The sequence below is a fragment of the Chitinophaga hostae genome (assembly GCF_018224885.1).
Taxonomy (GTDB): domain Bacteria; phylum Bacteroidota; class Bacteroidia; order Chitinophagales; family Chitinophagaceae; genus Chitinophaga; species Chitinophaga hostae.
In genome coordinates this window covers 1-17,810 of sequence record NZ_JAGTXB010000037.1, presented here as the reverse complement: position 1 = coordinate 17,810, position 17,810 = coordinate 1, and the positions used below count along the sequence as shown (strand labels likewise).

The window sequence follows — 17,810 nt, the reverse complement described above, 5'->3', positions numbered from 1 at the left end:
CGTCTTCCCACCCTTCTGCTTTATCTATCTTATGAAATTAATTTTATAAAACTACCGGCAACGCGCGTTGGATAATTCCTCCACCCACCACGTCGTCGCCTTCATAAAAAACAGCCGACTGACCCGGCGCAATACCTTTCACACTTTCATAAAAACTCACTTTCACCTGTCCGTTTTCGTTGTACAGGTTGCTGAGTGCGCCTTTGTCTTTATAACGGATTTTGGTAACTGCTTCCATGCCTTCCGGGATGGTTTCATATTTACCCATATTGATACCGCTTACAAACATTTCGCTTTTCTGTAGTTCATCTTCATTACCAAGCACTACCGTATTGGTTTCCGGGATGATCTCTGTCACAAATACCGGGCGTCCAAGGGCAATATCGAGCCCTTTACGCTGCCCTACGGTGTAGAAGGGGTAACCCTTATGATGACCAACGATGGTGCCGTCTGCCAGCACGAAATTGCCTCCGTTGACCCTTTCTTCCAATCCATCCACCTTTCTCTTCAGGAATCCGCGGTAATCGTTGTCCGGCACAAAGCAGATCTCATAGCTTTCCGCCTTTTTGGCGAGTTCGGGATATCCGAAGTCAAAGGCCATCTGCCGGATCTCTGTTTTGCGATAGTTACCCAGCGGCAGCATGGTGCGGGACAGTACATCCTGTTGGATGCCCCACAACACGTAGCTTTGGTCTTTGGTTTCATCAACGCCTTTGCTGATTACATAACGGCCATTGTTGTGCTGACGGATTTGTCCGTAGTGGCCGGTAGCGATAAATTCGCAGTCCATTGCGTCCGCGCGCTTCATCAGCGCACGCCATTTTATATGTGTATTGCAGAGTACACAAGGATTTGGGGTACGTCCTGCAATATATTCCTCGACAAAGTTATTGATAACAAAATCACCGAATTCGTCGCGGATATCCAGCACAAAGTGTGGAAATCCATGGTGCACCGCCGCCGCGCGGGCATCGTTAAAAGAATCCAGGTTACAGCAGCCGGTTTCCTTTTTACTGGAACCTGCCGATGCATAATCCCAGGTTTTCATGGTGATACCCACCACTTCATATCCCTGTTCATGCAACATCAGCGCTGTAACAGTACTGTCTATACCACCGCTCATGGCTACCAGCACTTTACCATGCTTGCTCATTTGAAAAAGTTTAAGGATGCAAAATTACTTAAATTCCGGCCAACGGCCATCTGTCCTTTATTGATCCTGACAATGAGCCGATTGATTCTGACTATATGGATGGTATAATTTTCCCGTGTTTTAGCGATTATTTCCCGAAAACTATAAATTGTTAAATGTGAATGATATATTTATTAGTTTTAGCAACCTTTTTAGCATAAAATAGTCGTGATGCTACCTATATTAAATAAAGAATTTATATTAAAGAAGCCTGATTCCGGCGTATGCGAAAAATCTTTCGGCTTCCCGGAAAAGATCCTTCAATTTGGTACCGGCGTGCTTTTACGCGGACTGGTCGATTACCTGGTAGATAAGGCCAACCGCCAGGGTATTTACGAAGGACGTATTGTGGTCGTAAAATCCACCGATGGTGATACCAACGACTTTTCCAGCCAGGACAACCTGTTCACTACCCACATCAAGGGCGTTTCCCAGGGAGAATTGGTGGATGAGGTGCTGATCAACGCTGCTATTAGTCGTGTTTTGCAATCGAATGCAGATTGGAGGGAGATCCTGGATGCAGTGCATCAGCCAGCTTTGCAAACAATCGTGTCCAACACGACCGAAGTGGGGATACAATATGTACCGGAGAAAGTAATTGACCAGGTACCGGCATCTTTCCCTGGAAAACTATTGGCTGTTTTATGGGAACGTTTTTCGTATTTTAAAGGGCGTCCCAACACTGGTTTTGTGATTGTGCCCACGGAGCTGGTAGTGGATAACGGCCGTCTGTTAAAGGATATTGTACTGCAGCTGGCGGCTTATAACGAAATGCCCGCAGCATTTGTTGACTGGATAAACACCGACAACCATTTCTGTAATTCGCTGGTAGACCGGATCGTTCCGGGTAAGCCCCGAAATCTGGTGGAAATTGCCACCAGGGCAGGTTATACAGATCACTTGTGGATAGAAGTGGAACCCTACCTTTTGTGGGCAATAGAAGGGGGAGAAGATATCCGTGCGGTATTATCTTTTTATAAGGGAGATGACAGGATGCTCATTGCCGATAGTATTACGCCCTTCCGCGAACAGAAACTCCGTTTGCTGAATGGTAGTCATACCGCTGCAGTGCCATTGGGCTTTTTATCCGGTTTAAACACGGTATACGAGTGCATGCAGCACGAGTACATGCGCGACTTTTTCAGGGCGGTAGTATTGGAGGAAATACTGCCCACCATCGCCGCCGCCTGCCCTACGGCTCCCGCGTTCGCAACTGATGTACTGGATCGTTTTGCCAATCCGTTTATCGCGCATAAACTGATCAGCATCACTTTCCAGGAAAGTTCAAAGATGAATGCGCGTAATGTGCGTACGCTGGTACGCTACCATGAAAAGTATAATACCCTGCCTCCCCACCTGTGCCTGGGTTTTGCAGCGATGCTGCTGTTCCTGGAACCGGTAAGGGAAGAAGAGGGCAAATATTTTGGCACCCGCGGATCAGAAGAGTATGTGATTACAGATGACAATGCAGGCATTTTTGCGGCCTGGTGGCGTGATCAGACGGATATACCTACAATGGTAGCCGGCATTTGCAGTGATAAACGTTTATGGGAAACAGACCTGTCTGCTATTCCCGGTTTTGCAGCCGAAATAGCCATTTTGCTTACCACGTTAAAAAGCAGCGGGGTAAAAACATTTATTCAATTGCAGCATCAAAAAAAATAGTCATTGTTTATGAAGGAGTTTTTATCCGAAGATTTTTTATTACAAACGGAAACGGCTAAACGATTATATTTTGATTATGCCGCTGCTATGCCGGTGATCGATTATCATAATCACCTGCCACCGGATGAGATAGCGGAAAACAAAACATTTGAGAACCTGTATGCGATCTGGCTGAAAGGCGACCACTATAAATGGCGTGCGATGCGGGCGAACGGAGTGGCAGAAGAGTTTATCACCGGTGCGGCAGACGACTATACCAAATTCCGCCATTGGGCAGCTACTGCGCCTTATACCATGCGCAACCCGCTGTATCACTGGTCGCATATGGAGTTGAAAAATCCATTTGGTATCACGGACCTGCTGAGTGAAAAAACAGCGGAGAAAATATACCGGGATTGTAATGCACAATTGCCAAAGTTATCCACACAGGCGCTGTTGCAGCATTATAAAGTAGATGTATTGTGTACAACAGATGATCCGGCGGACTCCCTGGAGCATCACCGGACCATTGCGGCAAATCCTTTTGGCACACGTGTACTGCCTACCTTCCGCCCGGACAGAGCTATGGCAGTAGATAACCCGGAGATGTTCAACAGCTTTGTAAATAAGTTGTCGGCCGTTATCAACAAAGACATTAACAAATTTGATGACCTGCTGGACGCGCTGCAAGGCCGTCATACTTACTTTCATGAAGCCGGCTGCCGCCTGAGCGATCATGGCCTAAGTACTTTTTATTACACGCCTGCCAGCAACAGGGAGTTGGAAACTATTTTCCATAATGCCCGTAACCACGGCACCGTTACACCCTACGAAAATGCACAGTTTAAAACCGCTGTATTGCTGGCGGTTTGTACCTGGAACCAGGAGCGTGGCTGGGCGCAACAATTCCATGTAGGCGCTATCCGCAATAACAACTCCCGTTTGTTACACCGGGTAGGCGCCGATGCCGGTGTGGATTCTATCGGTGACTGGCAGGTAGCGGAAGCTATGAGTGCTTTTTTTGATGCGCTGGATAAAAACGATAAGCTCGCCAAAACCGTGGTATATAACCTGAATCCTTCTTACAATGAAGTATTTGCTACCATGGCAGGTAATTTCCAGGACGGTACCGTACCTGGTAAAATCCAGTTCGGATCCGGCTGGTGGTTCCTGGATCAGAAAGATGGCATGGAAAAACAAATGAATGCGCTGAGCAACATGGGATTGCTGAGCCGCTTTGTGGGTATGCTAACGGATTCGAGAAGTTTCCTTTCTTATTCCCGACATGAATATTTTCGCCGTATTTTGTGCAACCTGATTGGCAATGATGTGGAGCAGGGAGAATTACCGAATGATGTTGCCTGGTTAGGAAAAATGGTTCAGGACATTTGTTACTATAACGCAAAAGCATATTTTGGATTCTAATGAAGCCGGTAAAAGTCATCACATTCGGAGAAATATTATTACGGTTGTCGCCGGAACTGGCGCAAAACACCGCCGCCATTTATGTAGGTGGCGCTGAGGCCAATGTGGCAGCAGCCCTGGCCAACTGGGGCACGGAAGTAGCCTATATCAGCAAGGTACCTGAAAACGGATTGTCGAAAGACGTACTGCAGCAACTCAGCAACCGCGGTATTCATACCGACCGGGTGTTATGGGGTGGTGACCGTATTGGCATCTACTACCTGGCACAGGGCAGTGACCTGAAGCACGCAGAAGTAGTGTACGACCGGGCATGGTCTTCTTTTAGCCGGATTGTTCCCGGTACGGTGGATTGGGATGCGTTGCTGGGCGATGCCGGCTGGTTTCACTGGAGTGCCATTACGCCTGCATTAAACCCTGATGCAGCCGAAATATGCAAAGAGGTATTACAGGCGGCCACCCGCCGGGGGATGACGATTTCCACGGATCTCAACTATCGCAGTAAGCTGTGGCAGTATGGTAAGAAGCCGGTGGATATTATGCCGGAGCTGGTACAATACTGTGATGTAATTATGGGTAATATCTGGGCAGCCAACAATATGTTGGATACCGCATTGGATACTGCGGCGCTGGAAGCTAATACCAAGGCGGTTTACCTGCAGCAGGCAGAACAGGTAGCGGCTGAAATAACAAATCGCTTTACCCGTTGCAAACGGGTGGCGTTTACGTTCCGGTTCAGCCATGCGCCTACTCATAACCTGTATTATGCATTTTATTATAACAGCGGGCAGGTGAGCATTTCCAGGGAATATGATACTGATGGGGTGGTAGACAGGGTAGGCAGCGGGGACTGTTTTATGGCCGGACTGATACATGCGCAGTTGCAGGGCCTGGATGATCAACAGATCATTTCCTATGCTGCTGCTGCCGCTTATTCCAAATTTTTTGTAAAGGGAGATTTCAATACCACTTCTGCTGAAGACATAAAAAAACTAATATAAGATATGGCACCAAGTCCTGAAGTAATTATTGCAGCATTTGAGCAAACCGGGATTATTCCGGTTTTTTATCATGATGATGCCAATGTTTGCCTGGAAGTACTGCAAGCTTGCTATGATGGCGGGTTACGGGTATTCGAGTTTACCAGCAGGGGAGAAAATGCACGTAAGAATTTTGCGATACTGCGTGATAAAAAGCTGGCTACTATGCCCGACCTCTACCTGGGGATCGGCACTATTAAAAATGCCGCCGACGCCGCAGTGTATACCGGTATGGGGGCTGATTTTATTGTATGCCCGGTAACCGATCCGGAAACAGCTGCTTACTGCAGGTCTGAAAATATACTCTGGATTCCGGGTTGTATGACGCCTTCCGAAATTTCCGTGGCGGAGAAGAACGAGGCAAAATTGGTGAAGTTATTCCCTGGTAATGTATTGGGCCCGGGTTATGTAAGGGCGATCAAACCATTGTTCCCCCAGCTGAAATTTATGCCTACCGGCGGAGTAGAACCCACCCAGGTGAGTATGGATGCCTGGTTTGATGCCGGTGTGGTGTGTGTAGGTATGGGATCCAATTTATTATCCAAAGCGCTCATCGAAAGTGGCGACTGGCAAACGCTGAAAGAGAAAATAGTGCAAACGTTTGCATTTCTCGGGGCGATGAAGTAACTTATGCACTTTATAAATTCCAATTAGAATGAATTCCACAACTTTAAGTAATTATCGCTGGCGGGTATGTGCACTCTTGTTTGTAGCGACGACTATCAACTATATCGACAGGCAGATACTGGGTTTGCTGAAGACGGATTTATCCACCGAATTCGGCTGGTCTGAGAAAGATTACAGTAACCTGGTTATGGCATTTTCGGCGTCTTACGCCATTGGTTTGCTTTTTTTTGGTGCGCTGGTAGACAAGATCGGCTCCAAACTGGGCTATACTGTTTCCGTGGTAGTATGGAGTTTATCGGCGATGGCGCATGGACTGGTGCGTACAACGCTGGGTTTTGGGATAGTAAGGTCTGTTCTGGGGATCAGTGAAGCCGGTAACTTTCCGGCGGCTATTAAAGCCACCGCAGAATGGTTTCCCAAAAAGGAGCGGGCACTGGCCACGGGAATCTTTAACTCAGGATCCAATATCGCGGCAGTGGTAGGACCTTTAATGGTATATTGGTTAGCTACTAACCACGGCTGGAGAAATGCCTTTGTATGGACCGGCGCCATTGGTTTTATATGGTTGATATTTTGGTGGGTGCTGTATGAGGTTCCGAGCCGTCATAAAAAAATATCAAAAGCGGAATTTGATCATATCCATTCGGATCAGGAAGTAGAAGAAGTAAAATCCAAACCGGTAAAATGGTTAAAGCTGCTCGGTATCCGGCAAACCTGGGCTTTTGTATTTGGTAAATTGCTGACCGACCCGGTATGGTGGTTTTTCCTTTTCTGGTTGCCGGGTTACCTGGAATCTATTTTCCACATTAACATGAAGTCCAACCTGGGATTACCTATCATCATCATTTATTCCATTACGAGCTTTGGCAGTATCGGTGGTGGCTGGTTATCCTCCCACCTGATTAAATCCGGCTGGCCTGTTTTCAAAGCGCGTAAGGTATCCATGCTGATTTTTGCGCTTTGTGTGGTGCCGATTATATTTATTCAATACTCCAATAACGTATGGCTGGCCATTGCATTGATTAGCCTGGCTACAGCAGCGCACCAGGCATGGTCTGCCACCATCTTTACCACTGCTTCTGATATGTTCCCTAAAAGAGCGGTTAGTTCTGTAGTGGGTATTGGCGGTATGGCCGGATCAATCGGAGGCACCCTGTTCCCGATAGTCATTGGTACGATGCTGAATCACTATCAACTGATCGGTAACATTGGCGTGGGGTATAATATCCTCTTTTCTATTTGTGCGGTAGCTTATCTGCTGGCCTGGGGAGTGATGCATTTATTTGCACCAAAAATGGAGCGGGTGGAACTGTGACTATGATTCATGTGATTATTATGATGATCCTGATGACCGTACTGTGATTGATCTGATTATTATGATGATCCTGAGATTTGGACTTTAAAGAAGATATGGTATATTATAACAGAAAACGTCCGGGCAGATGTCCGGACGTTTGTTTTTATTCTTATGAGTATCAAAAATTATTCGCTAACAAATTTTACTATTCGCTTATCAGTATCATCATAAAAATCATATGAATCATAGTGAAACGCCTCTTTTCCAGGGAATAAAATCGTCCTGGTTCAGCTGCTCTGCTTTGGTATGTACTTCACCGCTGGCAGTTTGAATCACGTATTCGAGAATTTCTTCTCCCATATCAGCGATGCTGTGTTCTCCGCTGATGATGGTACCGGTATTGATGTCGATGATATCTTTCATCCGGGTAGCCAGCTTGGTATTGGTAGCCAGTTTTAACACCGGTGCAATAGGGTTGCCGGTTGGGGTGCCCAGGCCAGTGGTGAATAACACCACGTTGGCGCCGGAACCAACTTCAGCTGAAGTGGATTCCACATCGTTACCCGGTGTGCAAAGGAGGTTTAATCCTGGTTTTGTAACATACTCTGTATAATCCAGTACATCCGTTACCGGGGAGGTACCACCTTTTTTTGCTGCTCCGGCAGATTTGATCGCATCCGTAATAAGACCGTCCTTGATATTTCCCGGCGAAGGGTTCATATAAAAACCGGATCCAACAGACTGGGCCTGGTTTTCATATGCACGCATGATGCGAATAAATTTATCAGAGGTTTCTTCTGTCTGGCAACGGTTAATGAGTTCCTGTTCCACGCCGCAGAGTTCCGGAAATTCGGAAAGGATGGAAGTACCACCCAGCGCCACCAGCAGGTCGGAGGTATGCCCTACTGCAGGGTTGGCGGAAATGCCGGAGAAACCATCGGAGCCGCCGCATTCCAGGCCTATTACCAGCTTGGAAAGCGGGCTGGGCTGACGGGTTTGTTTGTTGGCTTCCACCAGTGCCAGGAAAGTATCTTTGATGGCGGCAGACAGCATCGCAAACTCGGAAGCGCTTTTCTGCTGTTCGTATACAAGTACCGGCTTGTTGAAATCCGGGTTGAGTTTCTTTAATGATTCCTGTAAAATGGACACCTGTGCGTGCTGACAGCCCAGGCTCAGGATGGTAGCACCAGCCACGTTGGAGTGGTGAATGTAACCGGCCAGTAATGCGCACAGTGCGTCTGAATCCTGGCGGGTACCGCCGCAACCACCTTCGTGGGTGAGGAATTTAATACCATCTATATTAGGAAATACTACATTTCGTTTGCTCGTTTCCGTTAGCGCGCCGGCTTCGTAGTTTTTAATAGCTTCCACGTTACCACTCTTATAAAGCGCTACCAGGTCGGTTACCTGTTCGTTATAAACTTCGGCGGGAGAAAAACCCAGCCCCTTCTCGAAGGCTGTCTTAATAACACCAACATTCCTGTTTTCACAGAATACCAGTGGAATAACGAGCCAGTAGTTACGGGTACCTACCTGTCCATCGGCACGTTGATAACCCATAAAAGTGCGGTTTTTCCATTTGCTCACATCGGGCGCCTGCCATTCCAGGGAGCTGTCTTTTTCATGGAAAGCGTTTGCATCATGTACTACGTTTTCCGTAGTGATACTTTCTCCCTGCAAAATGTTTTTGCTGGCCTTACCCACCAGTACGCCGTACATGGTAATCGGGTCGCCTTCGCTGATATCTGAAACCAGGAATTTATGTTTGGCAGAAATGTTTTGCTGAAGTTGAATGTTATGTCCGTTAAATGATATATCGGTTCCCGCTGGTATATCCTGTAGGGCTACCAGCACATTATCGTCAGGATGAATTTGTAAATAAGCGTTCATAACAGCTAAAGTAGTAAATATGCGCTCCGGCTGATGATACTAAAATGTTAATCCATAATAAGATTTTGACTATTTGATAAAACAGCTGAAAGGTGAGATGGTAGCATGTTAGGAATGAATTATAAATTGTTAAATCGCTATCAGACCTGAGTGCTTCGGCAGCTATGCTTTCTCCTGTCTCCCAAAAAATATTTATGCAAACGTTTGTAATTTTCAATTAATTCGATATTTTTGGATTCAAGAGGCTGTCAGAGCGTTATGAAACGAACAGAATTCCAACAATGAAAAGAGTATAAGTTGCTAATTTATAGTTAATTATATAAAAATCATACCAAAACAGACCATCATCAGGCTTTAGAGAATCAGACGTGAACAAATGAGCAATCCGGTGAACAATATTTCAGTATACCATCCAATTTAATGCAAACGTTTACATAAAAACACGTTTATGAAAAGACTGCTAGGGGCGTCGCTATGCATATGGGGAATATGTGTAGTACAGACAGCCATTGCCCAGGAAAAAAGGGCTGTAAAAGGTACCGTCAGGGATGCACAGGGCGCCGCTATTCCAGGCGTAACCGTAGGTGTAAAACATACCGCCACCGGCGCCGTTACCGGGCCTGACGGCGTATTCCGCTTAAATGCTTCAGAACAGGATACCCTTGTCATCAGTTTTATTGGTTACGATAAAAAAGAAGTAGCGGTAAAGCAGCAAACAGATCTTAAAATAAAACTCGACGCCAGCGCTACCAGTCTTAATGAAACAGTGGTAGTGGGCTATGGCGTACAAAAGAAAGTAAATCTCTCCGGCGCAGTTACCAGCGTCAACTTCGATAAAACCATGCAAAGCCGGCCGGTTACGGATCTCAGCACCGCCCTGAGCGGTATGGCGCCGGGAGTAAGCATTTCACAGGCATCCGGACAGCCGGGCCGCGAAAATGCCGCTATCCGCATCAGGGGCGTAGGAACATTGAATGATGCCAATCCCTTTATCCTGGTAGATGGTATTGAAAGCAATATGAGTGATGTAAATATGGCGGATGTGGAAAGCATTTCTGTATTGAAAGACGCCGCTGCTGCCGCTATCTACGGTTCCCGCGCTGCCAACGGCGTGGTACTCATTACCACCAAAAAGGGAAAGAAAGGCAAAACGTCTGTTTCATACAACGGTTATTACGGCGTGCAAAAAGCGACCAAGCTGTTTGATATGGTGAGCGACTATCCCACTTATATGCAACTGATGAATCGTATAGCCGTGTCCGATAACCCGGGCAGTACCCTGCCATTTAAACAGGCTACAATTGATTCCTGGAAGAACGCAACCGACAGAACCTTGTTCCCCAATACCGACTGGATGGACGTATTGTTTGGCCAGGGACAGCTAACCGGTCATACCGTATCGGTTTCCGGCGGGTCAGAGAAAACAAGTTATTATATGTCGCTTGACTACCTGCATAATGAAGGTATTATGAAAAATACCAGCCAGGACAGGTATATGATGCGTGTGAACGCGGATCATGAGATCAGCAAAAAAATAAAAATAGGCGCTAACATTGCCCTTACCTGGAAAGACCGCAAAGAGCCGCAGGACGTGGGCACCGTACTGACCAACGCGGCGAGTACCACACCGGGTATGACGCCAAAAATTACAGACGCTAACGGTACCCGCTATGGCGGCCGTAATACGGACGATGAAAACGGACAGCTGGATAACCCGCTTCAATATATTGAAACCTGGTTCAGACCCAACAGGCAACAGCGCACCTTTGCCAAAGTATATGGTGAATGGGCCATTGTTGAAGGGTTAAAATTACAGGTGAATGGCGCTGCCGACTACTTTAACACGAGTCAGAAAAATTATGCTTATGCCGGCGCAATACAGAACAGGTGGAACTTCCAGAAGAACATTGTAGCACAACAACTGGATCAGCAACCGGCTACCCTCGCGCAACTGGACAGTACCAATCTGCACCTCACTTACTTTGCCACGCTGAACTATAACAAGAATTTTGGCGCCGACCACCATTTTAATGCACTGGCAGGTATGAGCAGCGAATCCATCAAAGGAACGCTGTTTACCGGCAGCATTCAAAACTTCCCGACCAACGATACGTGGGAACTGGGTGCAGGCCTGGAACAACCTAAAGTAGGCGGTACTTCTAATCTCTATAGAATCATTTCCTACTTCGGCCGTATCAACTATGACTATAAAAACAAATACCTGCTGGAAGCAAATCTGCGCAGAGACGGTTCCTCTAAATTCCGTTCAGGATTACAGTACGGTACTTACCCATCTTTCTCCGCCGCATGGCGCCTGTTGGAAGAACCATTTTTGAAAGATGCTATACCCGGATGGGTGAATAACCTGAAGGTGCGCGCGTCCTGGGGTAAACTGGGTAATGACCGTATCCCGTTGTTCTCTTATATGAGTTTGTATTCTGCCGGACAAAACTACTCTTATGGCGGTACTATTTCGGCTGGTGTAACGCCGCTTACTATGGCTAACCCCAATATTACCTGGGAAAAAACCACCACTTCCAACCTGGGGGTTGACGCGAATCTTTTCAATGATCATTTTAACCTGACGTTTGATGTATTCAAGCGCCGTACTTCCGATATTCTCGTGAAGCTGGGCCTGTCGTCCCTGTATGGCGGCCTTACTCCACCTTACCAGAACGTTGGTGTTGTGGACAACAAAGGATGGGAATTAACAATGGGTTATAACAATAAAGCAGGCGCCGTTAGTTACGGTATATCCGGTAACGTTAGTAACATCAAAAATGAAGTGGTTAAATACCAGGGCAATGCTTTCAGCACTATTGCCGGTGCGGCAGTGATTAAAGAAGGCTGGTCTATCGGATCGCTTTATGGTTTGCAAACAGCCGGTATATTCCAGAACGACGATGATGTAAAAGCCTGGGCTGCACAACGTACCGCGGGTTTAAACAAGCCGGGTGATCTCAGATTTGTAGATGTAACCGGTGATAAAGTAGTAAACGGAAGCGATCGCGTGAATATGGGAAATACTATTCCCAAGTGGTATTTCGGTTTGAATCTGAATGCCGGTTATAAGGGTTTTGACCTGGCGCTGTTATTCCAGGGAGTAGGAGGCGTAAACCGCTACTACCAGGACAACTGGTATACAACAGGTATACGCTCCGGCCGGGAAATCAATGCCGAAATGCTGAATGCCTGGACACCGGAAAATCCCAACACCAATATTCCGCGTTTAACCGCTGCTTCCAATACAGATAATACACAGGCGAACACCTTCTGGGTACAGAATGCGTCTTTTGTTCGCCTGAAAAATATACAGTTGTCCTATACCATTCCGAAAAAGATGTTTAACAGCACGCTGCAAAGTATCCGTGTGTATGTGAATGCGCAAAATGCTTTCACCTGGACTAAATTCAAAGGACTTGATCCTGAAGTAAGTGATTACAGCCAGTCAGGCATTCAGTATCCGAACGTGCGTGTAATTAGTGGTGGTGTAAACGTGATCTTCTAATCATTAAACTGTAACAACATGAATAAGATATTAACAGCGCTGTATGCCTGCAGTTTATTGACGCTGGGCGCCTGTAAGAAAGATTTTTTGAATACGGTTCCTGCAGATAAAGTGTCTGACGAAAACTTCTGGAAAACGGAAAAGGACGCTAACGCCGGTGTATCTGCGGTGTACAATGATCTGCAGAACAATGATGTTTTTGGTTTGTATGTGTATAACGACGGACTAACGCCCTCTGCCTATATATGGGATGACGGCGGCACCGGGTTTGGGCCTGTTGCCAAAGGAAATATGAATGCTTTTACCAGTTCTGTTGCCAATAAGTTCAAGGCCCTGTATAATGGTATTTACCGTGCAAACCTGGCGCTGGAAAAGCTGCCGGGGGTGAGTATGACTGCAGCTACCAATCATCGCCTGGTAGCAGAGGTTACTTTTTTACGTGCCCTGTACTATTACCAGCTGACCGATTTTTATGGAGATGTGCCGTTGATCACTAAAACCCTTAAGCTGGGAGATCCTTTACCCGGTAAGGAAACAAGGGCTAACCTGCTTGCGTTTATTATTAAGGAAGCGGGTGCTGCAGCCGATTCATTGCCTAAAAGTTATGCTGCTGCCTTGGTAGGACATGCTACCCAGGGCGCCGCATTAACCCTGAAAGCGAAAGCACAGCTGATGGCGAAGCAGTATGCTGATGCTGCAGCAACCTGCCAGGCTATTAGCGGGTTAGGATATGATTTGTACACGGACTACCGGAACATGTTCATCTCTACCGCCGCGGAAAATAATGTAGAAGTTATTTTTGATGTGCAGTATATCGCACCGGGTTTAAACCAAGGCAGCCTGTTGGATAAACGTCTTTCTACCCGCAGTTCCTTTTCCAGCGGTTGGAGTAACGTGTATGCGTCTGTAAACCTGGTGAATAATTATGAGATGAAAAATGGTAAGGCGATTACCGAAAGTGGTTCCGGTTATGATCCTGCCAACCCGTATAATAACAGGGATCCTCGCCTGGACTATACTATAGTAAGACCCGGTGCCAGCTGGAAAGGTATTCCATATGAAAAACTGCGGCTCGATAATGCGGCTACCTTTACCGGTTATCTGACCCGGAAATATGTATTGGAAGTAGATGGTTTTGGCGCAGGTGATTCTCCCCTTAATTTTATTATTTTCCGCTATGCTGATGTATTACTGATGCTGGCAGAAGCGCAGAATGAGGCTGTGGGTCCTGATGCTACCGTATATACTGCTATCAATAAAGTAAGAGCGCGTAAAGGCGTGGAGATGCCGGAGATACCGGCAGGTAAGTCGAAAGAAGAAATGCGGAATATTATCCGTCACGAGCGGATGATCGAATTTGCAATGGAAGGAACGTATTATTCCGATATCCGCCGCTGGGGTATCGCCACCCAGCTAATGAACGGATTGGTGGTGACCAACATTGCAGGGCAGCAGATTGACAAGATTAATTTCGTGGATGCGTTCAATTTATGGCCGCTTCCACAGGTGGAGTTAGACCTGAACAGCAACCTGGTACAGAATCCGAATTATGCCAAGTAAGATTATATCCATAAAAAACCATGATAATCATGCCACGGCTAGCAACCGTGGCATGTATTTTTTATATTGCTGAAAATAATTGTCGCATGTACATTAAAAAATTGGTATGCATCCTGTTGCTTTTTTCCGGCATGAGTGCTGCCTCCCGATTAGTGGCGCAGGAGCATAAAAAGGAACGCAATTACCTGTACAACGAATTCCGGCGTGGTGGTGGTGATGTGGCTTTTAACGGGATAGCTGCCTGGAGGGAAGGGCGGTTAAAATCAGTGGCGGATAAGATGGCTGCATTGCCGGCAGCCAGCAAAGTGTTGTTGCTGAAGGAGGCGGATAAGGCCTTGGCATTTAACTGGCCCGCATTGCCTGCTACTTTATACCTGGAATACCGGGACAATGGCAACCGTATAAATTTTGAAAATGCCCAGTTTGAAAGGCGTAAAGTACTTACAGTATTGGTGGCCGGAGAACTGGCCGGTGGCAATGGAAAATATATCCCGCAGATTATAAATGGTTTATGGGCCATCCTGGAGGAGAGTACCTGGGTACTGCCTGCGCATGTGGGTGCGCAGAAAGCAGGTACAGATCTGGCAGATCCAACAGAACCTGTGGTGGACCTGTTTGCCGGTGAAACTTCTGCTACTCTCAGCTGGGCGCAGTTCCTGTTGCATGATCAGCTGGATAAGTTTTCACCGATCGTGAACAAGCGGATCAACTATGAACTGCAGCATCGCATCGTGGAGCCTTTCCTACAGCGAAACGATTTCTGGTGGATGGGTTTCAGGGGGAATACTGTCAATAACTGGAATATCTGGATCAACACCAACGTTTTACAAACTGCCTTGTTAAGTATAAATGAGACGGATATACGTAATAAGGTCATCGAAAAAACGATCCACAGCGCAGATAATTTCCTGAATGGTTATCCTGACGATGGTGGTTGTGATGAAGGGCCTACTTATTGGGGCCATGCAGGTGGTAAGCTGATTGAGTTTATTACCTGGCTCAGCGACGCATCAGCGCATCAGCTTAGCTGGAGTAATAATGAGCTGGTACATCAGATCGGCGCTTATATTTACAAGATGCATGTGGACAGCAGCCGGTTTGTAAACTTTGCGGATGCTTCGGCGAGTACCATTCCGCCGCCACATACAGTGTATTTATATGGTACTACTTTTCATGATCCGCTGCTCACAAATTTCGCCGCTTATTTATCGTGGTTGGATAACCGGGATAGCCTGAGAATAAAGGCCCCTTCGCTGGCCTTCTTTATTTATAATCTTGAATGCCGGGATGCTTTGCTGGCAACACCGGCTACTGTGCCATATACCGCTGTTAACTGGCTGCCTGATTTACAGGTATTATCACTGCGTTCGCAGGCGGGTACGTCAAAAGGCTTATTCTTTGCAGCGTTGGGCGGGCATAATGCAGAGAGCCATAACCATAATGACGTGGGAAATTTTGTATTGTATATGGATGGAAAACCGGCGTTGATAGATGTGGGTGTGGGCACTTATACCAAGCAAACATTCAGCGCCGACCGGTATAAACTCTGGTTTATGCAGTCGCAATGGCATAATTGTCCTACTATCAACGGCGTGCAACAAAAGGATGGGCGCCGTTTCCAGGCGAACGACGTGCAATACGGGAACTACAAACTAAGTATGGATATTGCGGCGGCTTACCCCGAGGCAGCGATGGTGCAATCGTGGAAACGCACGTTTACTTTTTCGCCGGCTAAAACTTCCCTGGTATTGCAGGAGGCATACCAGCTGAAGGAATGGAAGGAAGCTTTCCTGCTGCATTTTATGACGGCGTTGACGGCAGATACTCATACGCCTGGAAAGGTGATGTTGAAGGGAGAAACTGCCACTTTATCGATGACCTATGATCCGGCATTATTTGAAGTGGTGACTGAGCGGCAGGAGGTAACAGATGGCCGTTTATCGCCGGTTTGGGGTGACCATGTTACCCGGATCAGCCTGAAAGCGCGTATACAGGCCTTAAAAGGGCAGCATACCGTGAAGTTTGTGATGAGCCGGCAGGGCTACAGATAGGAGGCAAATATGTTTTTTTAGAGAAATGCTTGTGTTTTGCAAACGTTTGCATTACTTTAGAGCTTTCACGTTGACCGTCGGATAACAACAGTTGTATTTAACTACATCAAAGTAATGTTACATTGGAACGCAGAAATTTTATCAAAATAGCGCCGCTGGCGGGTCTTGCCGGCGCCATGGCTCCCGGCAAAACGTTGTCGGCCGCCGCAGGAATGCCGGCAGGAGCAAATACTGCCGCCGGAGAAGGTAACCAGCATACTTTCGCAGCGGTACCGGACCGTCAGTATCATGTAAATTTATTGCAGCGTATTGCCCGGCCCGTAGTGGAAAACATGAGTAAAGGAACGCTGAAAAAGAACATGCCGCTGGAGAAGGGGCCGGGGTATGGACTGGCAGTAGAAAAGGTGACCTACCTGGAGGCGTTTGGCCGCTGTATTTCCGGACTGGCGCCCTGGCTGGCCCTGGCGGACGATGATACCGCAGAAGGAAAGCTGCGGAAGCAAATGAGAGAGCAGGTATTGCAGGGGATTGTTAACGGCGTAAACCCGGCATCAGCAGATTATCTTAATTTCAGATCGGAGGCGCAGCCACTGGTGGATGCGGCCTATCTGTGCCAGACCTTTATGCGTGCGCCGGGGGCATTGTGGCAGCCACTGGATAATATCACCAAAGCCAATATCGTAAAAGAACTGAAGGAGCTGAGACGTGTACGTCCGGCTTATAATAACTGGTTATTGTTTGCCGGTATGGTGGAAGCTTTCCTGTTATCGATCGGGGAGGAATGGGAACCGCTGCGCACCATGGTGGCCACAAAGAAAATACAGGAATGGTATGCCGGCGATGGTTTTTATGCGGATGGTCCGCAGTTTTCGCTGGACTACTACAATGGCTATGTGATACATCCTATGTTTACCGATATGCTGAAAGTATTGGCAGATAAGCAACAGGGTTCCAAAGCAGACTATGATCAGGCCATGAAAAGGATGCAGCGCTTCTCTGAACTGCAGGAGCGAATGATCGCACCGGACGGTACCTATCCGGCGCTGGGCAGGTCTATGACCTATCGTACCGCTGCTTTTCAGCCGTTGGTACAACTGGCGCTGATGCATCAGTTGCCCGAAGGCATTGTGCCTGCGCAGGTGCGTTGTGCGATGACCGCCATCATGAAAAATATTTTTGAAATGGAAGGCACATTCGATAAACAGGGCTGGCTGCAGCTGGGTATTTGCGGTCACCAACCGGAAGTAGCGGATGTATACACCTCTACAGGCAGCCTGTACATTTGCACCAACGGGTTCCTGGCGCTGGGATTGCCGGCTGCCGATCCCTTCTGGGCAGATCCCGCCGCAGAATGGACGGCGCAAAAAGTATGGTCAGGGAAGAAAATAAAAAAAGACTATCATGTAAATTATTAAAGCTTTTAGGCATTAGCTTTTAGCTGTTAGCTAATGCAGCGAAGATTGAAAAATAGTATGAATAACGAATAAATGGTCTCCGCTGCATTAGCTAACAGCTAGCAGCTAAAGGCTAACAGCTAAATCAAATACTAATCAGTCTCCGCTGCATTAGCTAAAAGCTA

11 protein-coding genes are annotated in these 17,810 nt (G+C 47.1%); 9 read left to right on the top strand and 2 right to left on the bottom strand.

Annotation, left to right across the window (positions count from 1 at the left end; all coding sequences use genetic code 11):
• Positions 1-43 precede the first annotated feature (43 nt).
• Positions 44-1,153, bottom strand: a complete 1,110-nt coding sequence (mnmA, locus tag KE626_RS34195) for a tRNA 2-thiouridine(34) synthase MnmA (RefSeq protein ID WP_211977608.1) — start codon at positions 1,151-1,153, stop codon at positions 44-46.
• A gap of 210 nt (positions 1,154-1,363) precedes the next feature.
• Here mnmA and KE626_RS34190 point away from each other — a divergent pair, with 210 nt between their 5' ends.
• The 5 genes from KE626_RS34190 to KE626_RS34170 are packed head-to-tail and all read left to right on the top strand — an operon-like array spanning position 1,364 to position 7,240.
• On the top strand, positions 1,364-2,857 hold the full coding sequence (locus KE626_RS34190; RefSeq protein ID WP_211977607.1) for a tagaturonate reductase: 1,494 nt from the start codon (positions 1,364-1,366) through the stop codon (positions 2,855-2,857).
• A gap of 9 nt (positions 2,858-2,866) precedes the next feature.
• Positions 2,867-4,261: a glucuronate isomerase gene (gene uxaC, locus KE626_RS34185; RefSeq protein ID WP_211977606.1), complete on the top strand. Its 1,395-nt coding sequence runs from the start codon at positions 2,867-2,869 to the stop codon at positions 4,259-4,261.
• Positions 4,261-5,259, top strand: a complete 999-nt coding sequence (locus tag KE626_RS34180) for a sugar kinase (RefSeq protein ID WP_211977605.1) — start codon at positions 4,261-4,263, stop codon at positions 5,257-5,259. The genes uxaC and KE626_RS34180 overlap by 1 nt, the downstream gene beginning before the upstream one ends.
• 3 nt (positions 5,260-5,262) lie before the next feature.
• Positions 5,263-5,925 (top strand): beta/alpha barrel domain-containing protein, encoded by a 663-nt coding sequence (locus KE626_RS34175; protein ID WP_211977604.1) that lies wholly within the window; start codon positions 5,263-5,265, stop codon positions 5,923-5,925.
• 28 nt (positions 5,926-5,953) lie between these two features.
• Complete coding sequence (locus KE626_RS34170) at positions 5,954-7,240, top strand: MFS transporter (RefSeq protein WP_211977603.1); 1,287 nt, start codon at positions 5,954-5,956, stop codon at positions 7,238-7,240.
• Between the two features lie 225 nt (positions 7,241-7,465).
• On the opposite strand, the gene KE626_RS34165 is transcribed toward KE626_RS34170, so the two are convergent.
• Positions 7,466-9,112: a UxaA family hydrolase gene (locus KE626_RS34165; protein ID WP_211977601.1), complete on the bottom strand. Its 1,647-nt coding sequence runs from the start codon at positions 9,110-9,112 to the stop codon at positions 7,466-7,468.
• Between the two features lie 448 nt (positions 9,113-9,560).
• Here KE626_RS34165 and KE626_RS34160 point away from each other — a divergent pair, with 448 nt between their 5' ends.
• The 4 genes from KE626_RS34160 (at position 9,561) to KE626_RS34145 (ending at position 17,646) form a co-directional block, all read left to right on the top strand.
• On the top strand, positions 9,561-12,620 hold the full coding sequence (locus KE626_RS34160) for a SusC/RagA family TonB-linked outer membrane protein (protein ID WP_211977600.1): 3,060 nt from the start codon (positions 9,561-9,563) through the stop codon (positions 12,618-12,620).
• Positions 12,621-12,638: 18 nt separating this feature from the next.
• Positions 12,639-14,180 (top strand): RagB/SusD family nutrient uptake outer membrane protein, encoded by a 1,542-nt coding sequence (locus tag KE626_RS34155; RefSeq protein WP_211977598.1) that lies wholly within the window; start codon positions 12,639-12,641, stop codon positions 14,178-14,180.
• Positions 14,181-14,266: 86 nt separating this feature from the next.
• On the top strand, positions 14,267-16,231 hold the full coding sequence (locus KE626_RS34150) for a heparinase II/III domain-containing protein (RefSeq protein ID WP_211977597.1): 1,965 nt from the start codon (positions 14,267-14,269) through the stop codon (positions 16,229-16,231).
• 122 nt (positions 16,232-16,353) lie between these two features.
• On the top strand, positions 16,354-17,646 hold the full coding sequence (locus KE626_RS34145; protein ID WP_211977595.1) for a DUF2264 domain-containing protein: 1,293 nt from the start codon (positions 16,354-16,356) through the stop codon (positions 17,644-17,646).
• The last annotated feature ends 164 nt before the right edge of the window (positions 17,647-17,810 follow it).

Bases quoted from the DNA above. Each gene is read 5' to 3' on its own strand.
- KE626_RS34190 (WP_211977607.1), top strand. From the start codon at position 1,364: ATGCTACCTATATTAAATAAAGAATTTATATTAAAGAAGCCTGATTCC.
- KE626_RS34170 (WP_211977603.1), top strand. From the start codon at position 5,954: ATGAATTCCACAACTTTAAGTAATTATCGCTGGCGGGTATGTGCACTC.
- uxaC (WP_211977606.1), top strand. From the start codon at position 2,867: ATGAAGGAGTTTTTATCCGAAGATTTTTTATTACAAACGGAAACGGCT.
- KE626_RS34175 (WP_211977604.1), top strand. From the start codon at position 5,263: ATGGCACCAAGTCCTGAAGTAATTATTGCAGCATTTGAGCAAACCGGG.
- KE626_RS34160 (WP_211977600.1), top strand. From the start codon at position 9,561: ATGAAAAGACTGCTAGGGGCGTCGCTATGCATATGGGGAATATGTGTA.
- KE626_RS34165 (WP_211977601.1), bottom strand. From the start codon at position 9,112: ATGAACGCTTATTTACAAATTCATCCTGACGATAATGTGCTGGTAGCC.
- mnmA (WP_211977608.1), bottom strand. From the start codon at position 1,153: ATGAGCAAGCATGGTAAAGTGCTGGTAGCCATGAGCGGTGGTATAGAC.
- KE626_RS34155 (WP_211977598.1), top strand. From the start codon at position 12,639: ATGAATAAGATATTAACAGCGCTGTATGCCTGCAGTTTATTGACGCTG.
- KE626_RS34150 (WP_211977597.1), top strand. From the start codon at position 14,267: ATGTACATTAAAAAATTGGTATGCATCCTGTTGCTTTTTTCCGGCATG.
- KE626_RS34180 (WP_211977605.1), top strand. From the start codon at position 4,261: ATGAAGCCGGTAAAAGTCATCACATTCGGAGAAATATTATTACGGTTG.